Below are 13,754 nucleotides of genomic sequence, written 5' to 3'. Positions count from 1 at the left end.
GGCCCCGCACGGAAGGGCCGTGGCCGAGAGGCCGCGGCCCTTCCATGCGTCAGGCCACCGCCGTCGCCGCCAGATCGCGCAGCTCCCCGAGGGCGGCCGCCACCGCGGGCCGCTCCCGGCCGCCCCGGCGGGTGCAGGTCAGCAGTTTGCGGTGCGGGTTGCCCGCGCAGCGCACGCGCGTGATCGGCAGCCGCGGGGTGAGCTGCGCCATGCGCGGGATCAATGCCACGCCGAGCCCGCCCGCGACCAGGTGGGCCGTGACGTTCCAGTCCTGGGCCAGGTGAACCACGTCGGGGTTGAACCCGGCCTCGCCGCACGCGGACATCACATGCGTACGGCAGGGACTCTCCGGCATGGGCGCGATCCAGGCCTCCCGCGCCGCGTCCGCGAGATCGACCCGCGCCCGCCCGGCCAACTCGTGCCCGTCCGGTACGACGAGGTCGAACGGGTCGTCCAGCAGCGCCCGCTGGTCGAAGCGGGCGTCGCCCAGCGGCGGGTTGTGCGGGGTGGCCTCGACGATCGCCAGGTCCGCCTCCCCCTCGAAGAGCAGGTCGAAGCTCTCCGGCACGCCCGCCTCCCGGATGCGGACGGAGAGCCGGGGATGCCGTTTCTGGAGCCGGGCCGCCATCGGGGCGAGCAGCACCGAGGCGGCCACCGACAACCCGCTCACACGCAGCGGCCCGGCCGGGTCACCGTGGTCGGCCCGCAGATCGAACTCGGCCTGCTCCCAGCGGGCCTGGATCGCGTCGGCGTGCGCGAGCAGACTCTCGGCGGCCGGGGTCAGTCGTACCCCGCGCCCCTGCGGCTGGAGCAGGTCGACGCCCAGGTCGCGGGCGAGCTGACGGATCTGCTGGGAGGCCGCGGACGGGGTGAAGTGGAGGGCCTGGGCGGCGGCGGTGACCGTGCCGTAGTGCGCGACCGCCCGCAGGACATGGAGCCGGCGCAGGTCAATCATGAAGCCCACGCTTCAAGGTGACGTCCGGAAAGTCAACCTGGACGTGAACGGATTCCTCGCCGCACCCTTGGCTGTGTCGCGACGGTCCGCCTGTCACCACGTACGAGGAGCACACAGCCATGACCAGCACCACCGGTACCGCCTGCCCGCACTGCGGCTGGCCCGACGGCGCCGAGCCCTTCCAGGTGGTCTCCCGGCACGTCACGGCGGCCGGGACCACTCTGTGGACGCGTTGCGCGTGCGGTTCGCTGCAGGTCCGGACGGTCGACGGCTGCGGGACGCGTATCGTCTCCCGCAGCCGGCCCGCGTGAGGTCAGTCCAGTTCGGCTAGGCGCGGCACGAGCGGTGCGACGAACCGCTCCATCCATGCCGCCGTCTCGCCCCGGCGCGGGGCGAGGATCACCGTGTCGATGCCGAGTCCGGTGTAGCCGCCGATGTCCCGCAGGAACGCGTCGAGGTCGCCGTCGGTCGCGGGCTCGCCGCCGTACGTGACGGTCTTGCGGACGGCGTCGTAGTCGCGGCCCTCGCTGTCGCAGTGGGCGCGCAGCACCTCCAGCTTGTGCCGGACCTCCTCCGGTGAGGTCGTGAAGAGGTTGCAGGCGTCGCCGTACCGGGCGACCAGACGCAGGGTCTTCTTCTCCCCTCCCCCGCCGATCATGATCTCGGGGTGGGGGCTGCCGACCGGCGCCGGGACGCACAGGGTCTCGGCCAGGCGGTGGTACCGGCCCTCGAAGGGGCCGTTGTTCTCGGGGTCCCACATCTGCAGACAGATCCGCAGCGCCTCCTCCAGCCGCTCGAAGCGTTCGGCCAGCGGCGGGAAGGGCACGCCGAGCCCGGCGTGCTCCCGGTCGTACCAGGCGGCCCCGATACCGAGGGTGGCGCGTCCGCCGGACAGCACGTCGAGGGTCGTGGCGATCTTGGCCAGCAGACCGGGGTGGCGGTAGGTCACTCCGGTGACCAGCGCGCCGAGCCGGAGGGTGGAGGTGCGGGCGGCGAGATAGCCGAGGGTCGTGTAGGCCTCCAGCATCGGGTTCTCGGCGCCGCCGTTGAACTCCATCTGGAAGTAGTGGTCCATCACCGACAGCCAGCTGACCCCGGCCGCCTCGGCCGCGGCGCCCGCGGCGGCGAGTTCGGCGCCGAGCGCGGGCGCACCGGCGCCGTGGTCGAACCGGTTGATGTGCACGCCCACCCGCATGTCGTTCTCCGTTCGCCCGCGTCTTCGACGTCATCGGTGACGCTAGATCTTCGAGCGCTCTCGAAGTCAAGTACCGGGGCCGCGCGCGTCCGATCGTCTCTGCGAGGATGATCGAATGCGGACCCTTTACGAACGACTGCGCGACCTGCTGCCCGAGTCGGGCGTACGGGCGGGGGCGACGGACGAGACCGGGCGCGATCTGCAGTCGCTGGCCTCCGAGTTCCTGTGCCATCAGCACGTCGGCGAGATGCTGGACCTGTACGACGTCAACTGCGTGTTCGACGTCGGCGCCAACACCGGTCAGTACGGCAGGGAACTGCGCGAGCTCGGCTACACCGGCCGGATCGTCTCCTTCGAGCCCGCCTCCGCCGCCTTCGAGCGGCTGGCCGAGGCGGCGGCCGGTGACCCCGAGTGGCGGGTGCACCGGCTCGCCCTGGGCCGCGAGGAGAGCGTCACGGCCGTCCACACCGGGTGGGACACCATGAACTCGCTGCTGCCGCCCAGCGATTACGGCCGCGCCCGCTACGAGCGCTTCACCGAGACCCGCACCGAGGAGGTCCGCGTCCGCCGCCTGGCCGACGTGCTGGACGAGGCCCTCGACGGCATCGACGATCCGCGCCCGTTCCTGAAGATGGACACCCAGGGCTACGACCTGGAGGTCTTCACGGGCGCCGGGGACCGGATCGCGGAGTTCGTGGGCCTGCTGTCCGAGGTCGCCCTGCTGCGGCTGTACGAGGGCAGCCCGCGGATGGACGAGTCCGTGGCCGCGTACGAGGCCGCCGGCTTCGAGACGACCGGCCTGTACTCGGTCTCCCGGGACCCCGCCACGGGCCGGGTGGTCGAGTTCGACTGTGTGATGATGCGGGCGAAGAGGGCCCGTTAGGCGACGGACTCCTGTGCCTGTCGTCCCTCGGAGGCGCGCAGGCAGGTGCAGGTCGTGACCGCCAGGAGGCGCTTGAGCAGTCCGTCGATCAGGAAGTGGAGCCGGCGCAGTCCCATCAGGGCGAAGGCGTTCCCGGTGAAGACGTCCTCCTCGTGCTCCTCCTTGCGGGCGTCCTGCACGAGCTTCCAGGCGGTCCAGATCAGGAAGGCCCCGAAGAGGCAGAAGGACCCGCCGCCTGGCGGGCAGGTTCCGCCGGACGGCGGCGGTCCGGACGGCGACCGGTGGCCCGATCATGTCGGACACGAGCCGCCGCGCCCCGCGTGAGGAGAAAGCCATGACCCTGGTGCCGCCCCCGTTCGACCCCGAGCTCGCCGGAGCACTGGAGCTGATCAAGGACATGATCTCGCCCGGGCTCACGCTGGACGAGATCGACACCGTCCGCCAGGGACCGGGCATCGAGATGCTCGCCCAGCTCGACCTCACGGCGGACGGCTTCTTCGAGGTCGAGGACCGCACCGTGCCCGGGCCGGAGAACGCGCCGGACATCTCGCTGCTCATCTGCCGCCCGGCCGCCGAGCCGACGGCCGGGCCGCGCCCGCTCGTCTACCACGTGCACGGCGGCGGCATGATCATCGGCAACAACCGGGTCGGCGTGGACGTGCCGCTCGCCTGGGCGAAGGAGCTGGACGCGGTCGTCGTGTCGGTCGAGTACCGGCTGGCGCCGGAGCATCCGCACCCGGCACCGATCGAGGACGTGTACGCCGGACTGGTCTGGACGGCCGAGCACGCGGCCGAACTCGGCGCCGATCCCGAACGGATCGTGATCGCCGGAGCCAGCGCAGGCGGCGGGCTCAGCGCGGCGCTCGCCCTGCTCACCCGCGACCGCAAGGGCCCCCGGCCGATCGGGCAGGTGCTGATGTGCCCGATGCTCGACGACCGCAATGACACTCCCTCCAGCCACCAGATGGCGGGCCTCGGCGTCTGGGACCGCACGGCCAACGAGACCGGCTGGACGGCCCTGCTCGGCGCCGCGCGCGGCGGCCCGGACGTCTCCCCGTACGCCGCGCCCGCCCGCGCCGAGGACCTCACCGACCTGCCGCCGGCCTTCCTGGACGTCGGCTCCGCGGAGACCTTCCGTGATGAGGTCGTCGCCTACGCCTCCCGCATCTGGCAGGCGGGCGGCGTCGCCGAACTGCACGTCTGGCCGGGCGGCTTCCACGGTTTCGACGGCTTCGCCCCCCAGGCGTCCCTGTCCCAGGCGTCCCGAGCGGCCCATGTGAACTGGCTGCGCAGGCTCATCGGCTGACGGAGCCGGGACGGCGCGGCGGGGCGGCGGGGCGGCGCTGGTTCCGGGGCGGCGGCCGGCACCGGCGAGATGGCTGCGCCCCGGGGCAGCGGCTGACCCTGGCACGGTGGCTGCCACCCCGGGGCGACGGCATGCACTGACGAGGTGGCTGCCACCCCGGGACGACGGCGGGCACACGCACGGTGGCCGCGACCCCAGGACAACCGCCGACACACGCACGGCAGATCCCCCGCGCACGGCTCCGTCCTCGATTGCCGTGCCGGGCGCGCGACGGGCCGACGGCGGGTGACCTGCCGCCCGCACCGAGCATGAGCGCCGTCCCGAGGGTCCCACCCGGCGCTCCGATGGCGCACCATGTGCGTATGAAAGAGCTGGCGGGACGGCTGACCGCGGTGGACCCGGATGCCGGGGCCGCGGTGCAGGTCATCTCCTACTTCGACCGGCTGGCCGAGAGCAGGGCCGGGTTGGAGGCCCTGGTGCGTGGGGCGGCGGTGCTGGCCGGGTGCCCGGCGCGGCTGGTCGACGCGGCACGGCACGTGCGGGTGCGGGTCGAGCCGGACGGTACGCGCAAGGACTCGGAGACCAAGCCGGACCCCGACTGGCCATGTGCGGCACTGGAGCCCGGCGGTGTCCCCGCCCTGTGGCTGGAACGGGCCGGGACCGTGCCCAGCGTGGTGGACGCGGTGATCCTGGAACGGGCGGCGGGCGCGGTGCGACTCGTCCTGGACCGTACCCGGGGTCGCGCGCCCGCGTCCGCCGCCGATGATCCCGCGCTGATCGAGACGCTGCTGGACGGCACGGTCGTGGAGCCGACGCGGCTGCACGCGGCTCGCCGCCTGGGCGTCGACCCCGCCGATCCCGCCGTACGACTGCGGGCTGTCGCTCCGGGTGACGGGCCGCCCCGCGTCCTGGTCACCCCCGGGGGCGGGCGTCCCGCGGAGTCGGAGCTGCCCGGCGGTCGCCTCGGGGTCGGACCGGCCGTTCCCGTGCTCGAGCTGCCGGCCTCCTCGGCCGCCGCCCGCACGGCGCTGCGGTTCACGGCCGACGGCACCCCGCTCGATCCCGGTCCCCGCGTGGTGTACGCCGATGAGCTGGGCGGTATCGCGCTGCTCGCGGATCTGGTCGTACCCGGTGCCGAACCGCCGCCCGATGTGCGTGCCGTCGAAGCGGCGGCGGCCGCGGTGCCCGGTCTGCTGACCACCCTGCACGCCGTGGCCGCCACGGCGAGCCAGCGGGCGGCGGCCGCCGAGATCAACGTGCACCATTCGACGCTCCAGGACCGCCTCACCCAGGCCGAACACCTGCTGGGCTGGCCCCTGCGCACCCCGCAGGGCCGTCTCAGACTGCAACTGGCCCTGACCATGCGCCACTTGGCGAGGCCTTAGGCGTCACCCGGCGCGTCGGGGCGCCCCAGCGCGAAGGCCGCCCGCTGCCGCCACCCCCTGCCGTCGAAGACCACGAGGTCGACCGAGGCCACGCGAGCCGCGACGGGAAGGTGGACGGCCAACTCGGCCTCCACTTCGGCCAGAACACTCTCGTCGTGCGTCTGGGCGACGGTCAGGTGCGGGACCGGCTCGTACTTTCCGCCGTACGGAGGCGCTTCCGGCCAGCGCTCGGCGATCTCCTCGGTGAGGCGGCGGAAGGGGGCGTCGGGCTCGGGAGCGAGGTAGAGCAGCCCGGGAAAGCGGCCGGACCGCCCGAACCGCACGTGGAAGGGCCGGTGCCGGCCGATCACCTCCTCGAGGGCGGCGCGGACCGCGTCGTCGACGGTGTCCGCGTGCAGGAAGGGGAAGAGCACGGTGACATGGGCCGGGACTCCCGTCCGGGAGGTCGGGTCGAGGCGTTCGCGCCAGGTCCCGACCGCCGGTTCGGCCTCGGGGACCCGTACGACGAGGGCCGTCTGTCCTGCCTGGAATCCCTGGGGAGTGTCCGCCACGGCACGATGTGTAGCAGGCAGGAGCCGCTTGCACGCGCGCCCTACATGCTCCCGCCGGTAATTTCACCGGTGACTTATCCTTGGGGCCATGACCGCCACCGACCCCGCGCTCACGGCTCTCGCCCAGGGCTGGTGCGCCCTCTCGCTGCTGCACGGCAGGATCGAGGCGCACATCGAGCGCGCGCTTCAGGCCGGGCACGATCTGAGCGTGCGGGAGTACTCGCTGCTGGACGTGCTGAGCCGGCAGCACGACGGCGAGGGCGGCCATCTGCAGATGAAGCAGGTCGCCGACGCGGTCGTGCTGAGCCAGAGCGCCACGACCCGGCTGGTCACCCGTCTGGAGGACCGCGGGCTACTGACGCGCTACCTGTGCCCCACCGACCGGCGCGGCATCTATACCAATGTCACCGAGGCCGGCCTGAAGCTGCTGGAGGAGGCCCGCCCCACCAACGAGGCGGCCCTGCGCGAGGCCCTCGACGAGGCCGCCCGGAATCCGGAGCTCGCCCCGCTGGTGAAGGCGGTCGAGACCCTGCGCGTGCCCGTCTGACAGCCCCGAGCCCCCCAGCCCCCGTGAGCACGCTCGTCGCGGGGGCTTTCCCCTGGACAGATACATGCACACGCGTGTTATCGGCACCCGACATTCTCTGCGCTTGCGTTTATCCCGCGCATGCAACTATTGTCGACGCTCGTAAGCGCAACAAGCAATCTTCTGGAAGGTTCCTCCCATGCCTCTCGCCCTTCTGGCCCTGGCCATCGGGGCCTTCGGGATCGGCACCACCGAGTTCGTGATCATGGGCGTGCTGCCCCAGGTCGCGGGTGACTTCGGGGTCTCCATCCCCACCGCCGGATGGCTGGTCTCCGGTTACGCGCTGGGCGTGGTCCTGGGCGCGCCCGTGCTGACCGTCCTGGGCACCAGGGTCTCCCGCAAGAAGATGCTGATGTTCCTGATGGGCGTGTTCGTCGTGGGCAACGTCCTGTCGGCGCTCGCGCCCGTCTTCGCGGTGATGCTGCTCGGCCGGGTGATCGCCTCGCTCGCGCACGGCGCGTTCTTCGGCATCGGATCGGTGGTGGCGGCCGGGCTGGTCGCACCGGAGAAGAAGGCCTCGGCGATCTCGCTGATGTTCACGGGTCTGACGGTCGCCAACATCGTGGGCGTCCCGCTGGGGACGTACGTCGGACAGGCCGCCGGCTGGCGGGTCACCTTCGCCGGCGTCGCCGCGCTCGGCGTCGTGGGCCTTCTCGGTGTGGCCAGGCTGGTGCCGGAGACGGGCCGGCCCGAGACCCACACCCTGCGCACCGAGTTCGTCGCCTTCCGCAACGTCCAGGTCTGGCTGGCGATGGCGATGACGGTGCTCGGCTTCGGGAGCGTGTTCGCCGCGATCACCTACATCACGCCGATGATGACCGAGGTCGCCGGCTACTCGTCCGGCGCCGTCACCTGGCTGCTGGTGCTGTTCGGCGGGGGGATGTTCCTGGGCAACCTGGTGGGCGGCCGGTTCGCCGACCGGGCGCTGATGCCGATGCTGTTCACCGCGCTGGGCGCACTGTCCCTGGCCTTGCTGCTGTTCACGGTCACGGCCCACGACAAGGTACCGGCCGCGCTGACGCTGGCGCTGATCGGCGCTCTCGGGTTCGCCACCGTGCCACCGCTGCAGAAGTGGGTGCTGGACCAGGCCGCGGCCGCACCGACCCTGGCGTCCGCCGCCAACATCGGTGCCTTCAACCTCGGCAACGCGCTGGCCGCCTGGCTGGGCGGCGTCGCCATCGCGGGCGGGCTCGGCTACACCTCCCCGAACTGGATCGGCGCGCTTCTCGCCGGCAGCGCGCTGCTGCTCTCCGTCCTGGCGGCGTTCCTGGACCGCCGCCGACGGCCTGCCGGGCGGGTCGTCGCCTCGTCCGCCGTACCCGAGAGCGTGTCGGCCGCGGCACGGCACTGACGTCTGGCGGCCTCATGTCACGGCCCGGCACTGACACCTGGCGGCCCCGCGTCACGGGCCGGCTCGCGAAGGAACGCCGTGGAGGCCTCAACCGGGCGTCGGCTGGTGCCTGTTCATCAGGGCGAGCGCGGCGGTCGCGGCCGACGTGACCACGTCCGGCTCGGCACCGGCCGCCTCGGCGACGTCGGTGACCAGTCGGACGTCCTTGCGCAGCAGGGGTCCGGCGTGGGCGGCGAGACGGTCGAGGGTGCGGCCGGCGGCAGCGACGCGGTTCAGGGCGAAGCTGCCGGCGCTGCCGTGCGCGAGGACCTGGGCGAGGGCGGCCGGGGCGATCGCGAGGTCGCGGCCCAGGGCGAGGGTGTCGGCGGCCGTGGCCAGATTGGCCGTGAACAGCCCGTTGTTGAGGAGTTTCGCGAGCTGTCCGGTGCCGAGCGGCCCCATGTGGACGACCGGGTTGCCGTAGGTCGCGAACACCGGCCGGCACTAGGCCACCGTTCCGGGCTCGCCCCCCGCCATCACCACCAGCCTGCCCTCGGCCGCCGCGGGGCCGCCGCCGCTGACCGGGGCGTCGATGAGGGAGACGCCGTGGGTGCGGGCGCGGTCGGCGAGGCGGCGGCAGGTGTCGGGTGGACGGTGCTGTGCACGGCGATCACCCCGCCCTTGCGCAGCCCGGCGAGGACACCGCGTTCACCGGTGATGACCTCCTCGACGTCCGCGTCGTCGACGACACAGACGCAGACCAGGTCACTGGCCACGGCCAGGTCCGCAGGGGAGGCGGCCCGCCTGGCCGGGGTGCCGGCGAAGGGGACGAGGGTGGCGGGGTGGCGGGCCCACAGGGTCGTCTCGTAGCCCGCGTCGATGATCCGGCGGGCCATGGGAGCGCCCTGGCTGCCCAGGCCGATGAAACGGACACGCGTCAACTGGCCTCCTGCTCAAGGGGTTCGGGACTCGGCGCCGGTTCCGGCACGGGCCGCTGGGGGCGCCAGAACGTGGCGAGCAGACCGCCGGTCGCCACGACGGCCACGCCGAGCGCGATCCCGAAGCCCGCCCATCCGGACACGTCGATGCCGGCGGCCTCGTCGAGGGAGGCGCCGCCCGGGCCGAGCACGGCCAGCGCCAGGGAGACGACGGCGAGGGTCAGGACGTACTCGTAACCCTCCTTGAAGACGAAGAAGCCGTTGGGGCGGTGGGCGAGGAGGCCGGCGACCAACATCACCGAGATGACGGCCGCGCAGGCCAGCGGGGTGAGCAGGCCGGCCAGCAGGAGGACGCCGGCGCCGATCTCGGTGACCACGCTCATCCAGGCCTGGAGCACGCCGTGGCGCAGGCCCAGGCCGGTGAACCAGCGGGCGGTGCCGGCGATACGGCCGCCGCCGCGCCAGTGGTTGAGACCGTGCGCGATCATGACGACGCCCAGGACCAGGCGCAGCAGAGTCGCGACCACATCCGTCTGGTTCATTCCGCTCTCCCCTCTCGTGGGGGCGCGGCGATGTCGGCCTCTCGGGTCACCGCGCACTCCTCGACGAACGACAGCACGTTCAGGTGATAGGCCCGGGCCGAATGCCCGAGGCTCAGATTGTGCCCGCTGTCGGCTTGTTCGTTAATGCGCGTGCGAGGGGATGCCGTGAAAAGGGAGGCGATGTCGGCCGGCGCCTCGGGGCCGGGGCTCCACACTTCCTCGTGGTCGCCGAGGCGGTAGCGCACGGGGATCCGTACGCGCGCCGCCAACTCCGGGAACTCGTACCGCCATTCGCGTGCCGCGGACTCGTAGGGAGGCGGCGGCGATGCTCGCTCCGGCGAAGACCTCCGGTGGGTACAAGTGGCCCGCGCCCCAGAGCGCTTCACGCAGTCGGGTGCGGGCCCGGTTCAGGTCCTGCTCTCCGAGTCCAGGAAGGCGACGGAGCGCGGGTGGTGGTGGCGTCCGGTGCCGGCGATCTCTAGGCCGAGGATTTCGCGTCCACGCAACGACTCACACGATCGCAGACCCCACTGTCCGCGGCCATCCGCACGGCCAGTTCACTGCCCGCCGAGTGAGCCATCAAGAAGACGCCGGCTCCGGTCGGGCGGGAGGCGAGCAGTCGGGCCAGGGCCGCGTAGGCGAGGTCGACGCGCCGTGCGGGATCGGTGAGGAGGCCGTCAAGATCCTGCGCGAGGTCTTCGCGACCCGCACGCTGGCCGAGTGGAGCGAGCGGTTCGCGACGCTCGCCGGGCCCTGGGTCCCCGTACAGGACTCCCGGCAGGTCGCCGCCGACGCCCAGGTGCGGGCGAACGAGTACATCGTGCGGGCCGGGGAGCTCGAACTGGTCGCGAGCCCGGTGCAGTTCCACGTCACGGCGCCCGAGGTGGGACCGGCTCCGGAGTTCGCGGCGCAGACCGAGGAGGTGCTGATGGAGCTGGGCCTGGGCTGGGAGCGGATCCTGGCGCTGAAGGCGGCGGGGGCGGTGACGTAGCCCGTCAGCGGGCCCACTTGGGGGTCCAGCTGTGCGCGTCGCGCCGGGCGGTGCCGAGGTGGGCGCGGAGCGCGGCGAGCGCCGGGTGGGGGTTGTCGGCGCGCCAGACCAGTGAGTGCGGGTAGACCGGTGTGGGGTCGCGCAGGGGGATGCGGCGCAGATCGTGGTCGGCCGGCCAGACCATGCGGGTCTGGACGCCGACGAAGGTCGCCAGGTGCGGGGAGTCGGCGATGGTGTCGAGGAGGGGCTCGGTGCCGAAGTCGGGGCCGGTGACCTCGATGGTGAAGCCGAAGGCGGCGGCGAGGTCGTCGTAGAAGGCGGCCCACTCGGTGCCGGCGACGTTGCCGGGCATCCAGATCCGGTGCCCGGCGAGCTGAGCGGGGGTGATGGCGCGGGCGGCGGCGAGCGCGTGCCCGGGACCGGTGAGGAGCTGGAGCGGCTCGTCGTGGACGCGGGCCGCCTCGATGCCCTCGGGCAGCTGCCGGGCGGGGAGGGTGAGGGCGCGGAAGGACGCGTCGACGGTGCCCGCGCGCACCGCCGCGACCGCCGCCTCCGCGTCGAAGAGCGTCACGACGTCCAGGGCCGTCTCGGGGTGGGCGCGATGGAAGTCCCGTACCAGGTCGGCCGGGGCGAGCCGGCGGCCGATGACGTCGACGCGCAGGGCGCGGCGGCCGGGGCGGACGGAGGACGCCGCCTGTTCCTCGGCCCGCAGCAGCTCGCGGGCGTGCGGCAGGAAGACCTGCCCGTCGACGGTGAGCTGCGCCCCGCGGGCCGTGCGGGTGAACAGACGTGCCCCGAGGTCCTTCTCCAGCGCGGCGACCCGCTTGGAGACGGCCTGTTGGGTGACGGACAGGGCGAGGGCGGCTTCCCGGAACCGTCCGGCGTCCGCGACGGCCACGAAGGTGCGTACTGCGTCGAGATCCACGGCCCCCTTTCTACCGCGTCCGGTCGAGCGGTTTCCCACAACGCGTGGTTGTCGCGGGGCAAGCGTGTCGGTTGTTTGCCCCAGCGCCCGCCGAGCGGCTTTGATGTCGCCGGTCGGGATGGGCGCGGGACGGGGGACGGGCATGCGGGGCGGACGTTCGCTGGGGCGGCGGTTCGAGTGGCTGTGGGGGGCTTACGCCGTCAGCGCGCTCGGAACGTGGCTCGCCTTCGACGCGTTTTCGCTGATCGCGGTGATCGTGCTGCACGCCGGGGCGATGGAGGTGGCGGTGCTGTCGGCCGCCGGGCTCGCGGTCGGGGCTGCGGTGGCGACACCGCTGGGGCCGTGGATGGAGTTCCGGCGCAAGCGGCCCGTGATGATGGCCATGGACCTGGTCCGCTGTGCGGCGTTGCTGACCATTCCGGCCGCTTTCGCACTCGGCGCCCTCACCTTCGTACAACTCCTGGTTGTGTCGATCGTGGTCAGTGCCGCCGACATCGGCTTCACCGCGGCCAGTGGGGCCTTCCTCAAGTCGCTGCTGCCGCCGGAGGACCTGCTGGCCGCGAACGCGCGGTTCGAGGCGACACAGTGGACCGCGACGATCCTGGGGCCGCCGCTGGGCGGGGCCGCCATGGGCGTGTTCGGGCCGGTGACGACCACCCTGGTCAACGCGGTCAGCTTCCTGCTGTCGGCCGTCGGGATCCGGGCGATCGGCGGTACGGAGACGCATCCGGCACGGACGGACACCGCGCGGGCGGGCGGTCTCCTCGAAGGCTGGCGGTACATCCTCGCGCATCCGGTGCTGCGGCCGCTGTTCTGCAACACGGTGCTCTACAACGCCATGATCATGGTGTCGCTTCCGCTGCTGGCCGTGCTGATGGTCGGCGATCTGGGGTTCACGGCCTGGCAGTACGGCCTGGCCTTCTCCGTGCCCAGCGTGGGCGGCCTCATCGGCTCGCGGCTGGCCCGCAGGCTCGTGCCGCGCTTCGGGGAGAGGCGGGTGCTGCTCGCGTCCGGACGGCTGCGGGCGTGCTGGCCGATCGGCCTGGCCTTCGTCCGGCCCGGCACGGTGGGACTGGTACTCGTCATGGTCGTGGAACTCGGGGTGATCACGTCGTGCGCCGTCTTCAATCCGGTGTACTCCACGCTCCGGCTGCGGCAGACCGACTCCGCCCTGGCCGCGCGCACGCTGTCCGCGTGGTCGGTCACCACCAAGGCCACGACCGCCGGGATGACGGCCCTGTGGGGTGTGCTGGCCGGCTTCACCGGCCCTCGCACGGCGATCGCGATCGCGGGCGTCCTCGCCCTGGCCACACCGCTGCTCCTCCCCCGTCGCATCGAGCCCGCCCCGGAGATGGCGCCGCTGCGCGCGGACGGAGTACTCTGATCCGAAAACGTCATTCTCCGGCGAGGAGAAGAGGACTGACGGGACTCGAGAGAAGGGCCGCCTGCGAATGCCCGTCACCGTCACCGAACTCACCCCCGCCACCGGCGTCGAGATCATCGGCCTCACCGGGAACCGGCTGGTCGACCGGGGCGTCGCCGAGAACTGCCTGGCCGCTCTGGAACGGCGCGGCGTGGTGATCTACCGTGAGGCCGAACTCGACGGCACGACGGAACAAGTACCCAACAAGGCAACCGTTCTGACGGCACGACAGATATCGGACGACGGCGGCGGGGACACCGAGTTCGCCAACACCTTCGCCGCGTACGAGTCGCTGAAGAACAGCATTCACGTCAGCCCGTTCCACGAGGAGGACCTGGGCGGACTCGCCGACCTCATGGGCGTGGACCGCATCCTGTTCGGGTCCGACTACCCGCACCCCGAGGGCCTGGCCCAGCCGACCTCCTACGTCGACTCCATCCAGGGCCTCAGCGAGAGCGACCAGGCGAAGATCATGGACGGCAACCTGTCGCGGCTGATACCGGCATGAACTGGCCTACCATCCCCCGGATGGTGCTGAGCGCGGCCGACCGCTTCGGTGACGCCGAGGCGATCGTCGACGGCCCGCTGCGGCTCTTCTTCACCCAACTCACCGAGCGGGTACGGGTGGCGGCGGGCGCGTTCACGTCATGGGGGGTGCCCCTATCTCTTTCGTCAAGGGGCGGGGCGGTTGATTGGTGATGTTTCAGGCGGCTTGGGGGACGGCTTGAGGTTCGAAGAACGTGC

17 protein-coding genes and 2 pseudogenes are annotated in these 13,754 nt (G+C 72.5%); 10 read left to right on the top strand and 9 right to left on the bottom strand.

Going from position 1 to position 13,754, the window contains the following annotated elements; genetic code table 11:
• Positions 1–49 precede the first annotated feature (49 nt).
• Positions 50–955 (bottom strand): LysR family transcriptional regulator, encoded by a 906-nt coding sequence (locus tag ABZ453_RS40485; RefSeq protein ID WP_359023341.1) that lies wholly within the window; start codon positions 953–955, stop codon positions 50–52.
• Positions 956–1,074: 119 nt separating this feature from the next.
• On the opposite strand from ABZ453_RS40485, the gene ABZ453_RS40480 reads away from it, so the two are divergent.
• A complete protein-coding gene (locus tag ABZ453_RS40480; RefSeq protein WP_208785045.1) occupies positions 1,075–1,266 on the top strand; it encodes a hypothetical protein in 192 nt (63 codons plus the stop codon).
• Positions 1,267–1,268: 2 nt separating this feature from the next.
• On the opposite strand, the gene ABZ453_RS40475 is transcribed toward ABZ453_RS40480, so the two are convergent.
• Entirely contained in the window at positions 1,269–2,150 is an 882-nt protein-coding gene (locus tag ABZ453_RS40475; protein ID WP_359023338.1) for an LLM class F420-dependent oxidoreductase, read from the bottom strand.
• A gap of 115 nt (positions 2,151–2,265) precedes the next feature.
• Between ABZ453_RS40475 and ABZ453_RS40470 the strand changes: the two genes are divergently transcribed.
• A complete protein-coding gene (locus ABZ453_RS40470) occupies positions 2,266–3,033 on the top strand; it encodes an FkbM family methyltransferase (RefSeq protein WP_359023336.1) in 768 nt (255 codons plus the stop codon).
• Here ABZ453_RS40470 and ABZ453_RS40465 read toward each other — a convergent pair.
• Positions 3,030–3,257 (bottom strand): annotated as a pseudogene (locus ABZ453_RS40465) (hypothetical protein); the annotation flags it as partial. The gene ABZ453_RS40470 and the pseudogene ABZ453_RS40465 overlap by 4 nt on opposite strands.
• A 110-nt stretch (positions 3,258–3,367) precedes the next feature.
• Here ABZ453_RS40465 and ABZ453_RS40460 point away from each other — a divergent pair.
• Together ABZ453_RS40460 and ABZ453_RS40455 are read left to right on the top strand one after the other, a co-directional pair.
• A complete protein-coding gene (locus ABZ453_RS40460) occupies positions 3,368–4,339 on the top strand; it encodes an alpha/beta hydrolase (RefSeq protein ID WP_359023334.1) in 972 nt (323 codons plus the stop codon).
• A gap of 362 nt (positions 4,340–4,701) precedes the next feature.
• On the top strand, positions 4,702–5,724 hold the full coding sequence (locus tag ABZ453_RS40455) for a helix-turn-helix domain-containing protein (RefSeq protein WP_359023332.1): 1,023 nt from the start codon (positions 4,702–4,704) through the stop codon (positions 5,722–5,724).
• On the opposite strand, the gene ABZ453_RS40450 is transcribed toward ABZ453_RS40455, so the two are convergent.
• Positions 5,721–6,275: a 2'-5' RNA ligase family protein gene (locus ABZ453_RS40450; RefSeq protein ID WP_359023330.1), complete on the bottom strand. Its 555-nt coding sequence runs from the start codon at positions 6,273–6,275 to the stop codon at positions 5,721–5,723. The two genes, ABZ453_RS40455 and ABZ453_RS40450, sit on opposite strands and share 4 nt — an antisense overlap.
• An 88-nt stretch (positions 6,276–6,363) precedes the next feature.
• Here ABZ453_RS40450 and ABZ453_RS40445 point away from each other — a divergent pair, with 88 nt between their 5' ends.
• Together ABZ453_RS40445 and ABZ453_RS40440 are read left to right on the top strand one after the other, a co-directional pair.
• Positions 6,364–6,822, top strand: a complete 459-nt coding sequence (locus ABZ453_RS40445) for a MarR family transcriptional regulator (RefSeq protein WP_208785055.1) — start codon at positions 6,364–6,366, stop codon at positions 6,820–6,822.
• Between the two features lie 178 nt (positions 6,823–7,000).
• Positions 7,001–8,212 carry an MFS transporter gene (locus tag ABZ453_RS40440; RefSeq protein WP_359023328.1) on the top strand — a complete coding sequence of 404 codons (1,212 nt, stop codon included), beginning with the start codon at positions 7,001–7,003 and terminating at the stop codon, positions 8,210–8,212.
• Positions 8,213–8,299: 87 nt separating this feature from the next.
• Here ABZ453_RS40440 and ABZ453_RS40435 read toward each other — a convergent pair whose 3' ends face one another.
• From ABZ453_RS40435 to ABZ453_RS40420, 4 genes and pseudogenes are all read right to left on the bottom strand, one after another.
• Positions 8,300–8,686, bottom strand: a complete 387-nt coding sequence (locus ABZ453_RS40435; RefSeq protein WP_359023326.1) for an NAD-binding protein — start codon at positions 8,684–8,686, stop codon at positions 8,300–8,302.
• 9 nt (positions 8,687–8,695) lie between these two features.
• Positions 8,696–9,087 (bottom strand): annotated as a pseudogene (locus ABZ453_RS40430) (NAD(P)-binding domain-containing protein).
• A gap of 41 nt (positions 9,088–9,128) precedes the next feature.
• Complete coding sequence (locus ABZ453_RS40425; RefSeq protein ID WP_359023324.1) at positions 9,129–9,671, bottom strand: DoxX family protein; 543 nt, start codon at positions 9,669–9,671, stop codon at positions 9,129–9,131.
• Positions 9,668–9,916: a hypothetical protein gene (locus ABZ453_RS40420; RefSeq protein WP_359023323.1), complete on the bottom strand. Its 249-nt coding sequence runs from the start codon at positions 9,914–9,916 to the stop codon at positions 9,668–9,670. Before ABZ453_RS40420 ends, ABZ453_RS40425 begins: the two co-directional genes overlap by 4 nt.
• A gap of 326 nt (positions 9,917–10,242) precedes the next feature.
• Here ABZ453_RS40420 and ABZ453_RS40415 point away from each other — a divergent pair, with 326 nt between their 5' ends.
• Positions 10,243–10,662, top strand: a complete 420-nt coding sequence (locus ABZ453_RS40415) for a CoA transferase (protein ID WP_359023321.1) — start codon at positions 10,243–10,245, stop codon at positions 10,660–10,662.
• Between the two features lie 4 nt (positions 10,663–10,666).
• On the opposite strand, the gene ABZ453_RS40410 is transcribed toward ABZ453_RS40415, so the two are convergent.
• Positions 10,667–11,587 carry a LysR family transcriptional regulator gene (locus ABZ453_RS40410; RefSeq protein ID WP_359023319.1) on the bottom strand — a complete coding sequence of 307 codons (921 nt, stop codon included), beginning with the start codon at positions 11,585–11,587 and terminating at the stop codon, positions 10,667–10,669.
• A gap of 142 nt (positions 11,588–11,729) precedes the next feature.
• Between ABZ453_RS40410 and ABZ453_RS40405 the strand changes: the two genes are divergently transcribed.
• The 3 genes from ABZ453_RS40405 to ABZ453_RS40395 all read left to right on the top strand — a co-directional run bounded on the left by ABZ453_RS40405 (position 11,730) and on the right by ABZ453_RS40395 (position 13,709).
• Entirely contained in the window at positions 11,730–12,971 is a 1,242-nt protein-coding gene (locus ABZ453_RS40405) for an MFS transporter (RefSeq protein ID WP_359023318.1), read from the top strand.
• A 67-nt stretch (positions 12,972–13,038) separates the two neighbouring features.
• Positions 13,039–13,518, top strand: coding sequence for an amidohydrolase family protein (locus ABZ453_RS40400; protein WP_359023316.1), 480 nt, complete (start codon positions 13,039–13,041; stop codon positions 13,516–13,518).
• Between the two features lie 20 nt (positions 13,519–13,538).
• Positions 13,539–13,709 carry a hypothetical protein gene (locus ABZ453_RS40395; protein ID WP_359023314.1) on the top strand — a complete coding sequence of 57 codons (171 nt, stop codon included), beginning with the start codon at positions 13,539–13,541 and terminating at the stop codon, positions 13,707–13,709.
• The last annotated feature ends 45 nt before the right edge of the window (positions 13,710–13,754 follow it).

Origin of the sequence: Streptomyces sp. NPDC005799 (assembly GCF_040630525.1) — a bacterium.
Lineage (GTDB): Bacteria > Actinomycetota > Actinomycetes > Streptomycetales > Streptomycetaceae > Streptomyces > Streptomyces griseorubiginosus_B.
Note: the sequence above shows the minus strand (reverse complement) of the source record. Positions and strands in the feature narration are given on the sequence as shown.

Bases quoted from the DNA above. Each gene is read 5' to 3' on its own strand.
- ABZ453_RS40400 (WP_359023316.1), top strand. From the start codon at position 13,039: ATGCCCGTCACCGTCACCGAACTCACCCCCGCCACCGGCGTCGAGATC.
- ABZ453_RS40480 (WP_208785045.1), top strand. From the start codon at position 1,075: ATGACCAGCACCACCGGTACCGCCTGCCCGCACTGCGGCTGGCCCGAC.
- ABZ453_RS40445 (WP_208785055.1), top strand. From the start codon at position 6,364: ATGACCGCCACCGACCCCGCGCTCACGGCTCTCGCCCAGGGCTGGTGC.
- ABZ453_RS40425 (WP_359023324.1), bottom strand. From the start codon at position 9,671: ATGAACCAGACGGATGTGGTCGCGACTCTGCTGCGCCTGGTCCTGGGC.
- ABZ453_RS40440 (WP_359023328.1), top strand. From the start codon at position 7,001: ATGCCTCTCGCCCTTCTGGCCCTGGCCATCGGGGCCTTCGGGATCGGC.
- ABZ453_RS40395 (WP_359023314.1), top strand. From the start codon at position 13,539: ATGGTGCTGAGCGCGGCCGACCGCTTCGGTGACGCCGAGGCGATCGTC.
- ABZ453_RS40485 (WP_359023341.1), bottom strand. From the start codon at position 955: ATGATTGACCTGCGCCGGCTCCATGTCCTGCGGGCGGTCGCGCACTAC.
- ABZ453_RS40470 (WP_359023336.1), top strand. From the start codon at position 2,266: ATGCGGACCCTTTACGAACGACTGCGCGACCTGCTGCCCGAGTCGGGC.
- ABZ453_RS40460 (WP_359023334.1), top strand. From the start codon at position 3,368: ATGACCCTGGTGCCGCCCCCGTTCGACCCCGAGCTCGCCGGAGCACTG.
- ABZ453_RS40475 (WP_359023338.1), bottom strand. From the start codon at position 2,150: ATGCGGGTGGGCGTGCACATCAACCGGTTCGACCACGGCGCCGGTGCG.
- ABZ453_RS40405 (WP_359023318.1), top strand. From the start codon at position 11,730: ATGCGGGGCGGACGTTCGCTGGGGCGGCGGTTCGAGTGGCTGTGGGGG.
- ABZ453_RS40455 (WP_359023332.1), top strand. From the start codon at position 4,702: ATGAAAGAGCTGGCGGGACGGCTGACCGCGGTGGACCCGGATGCCGGG.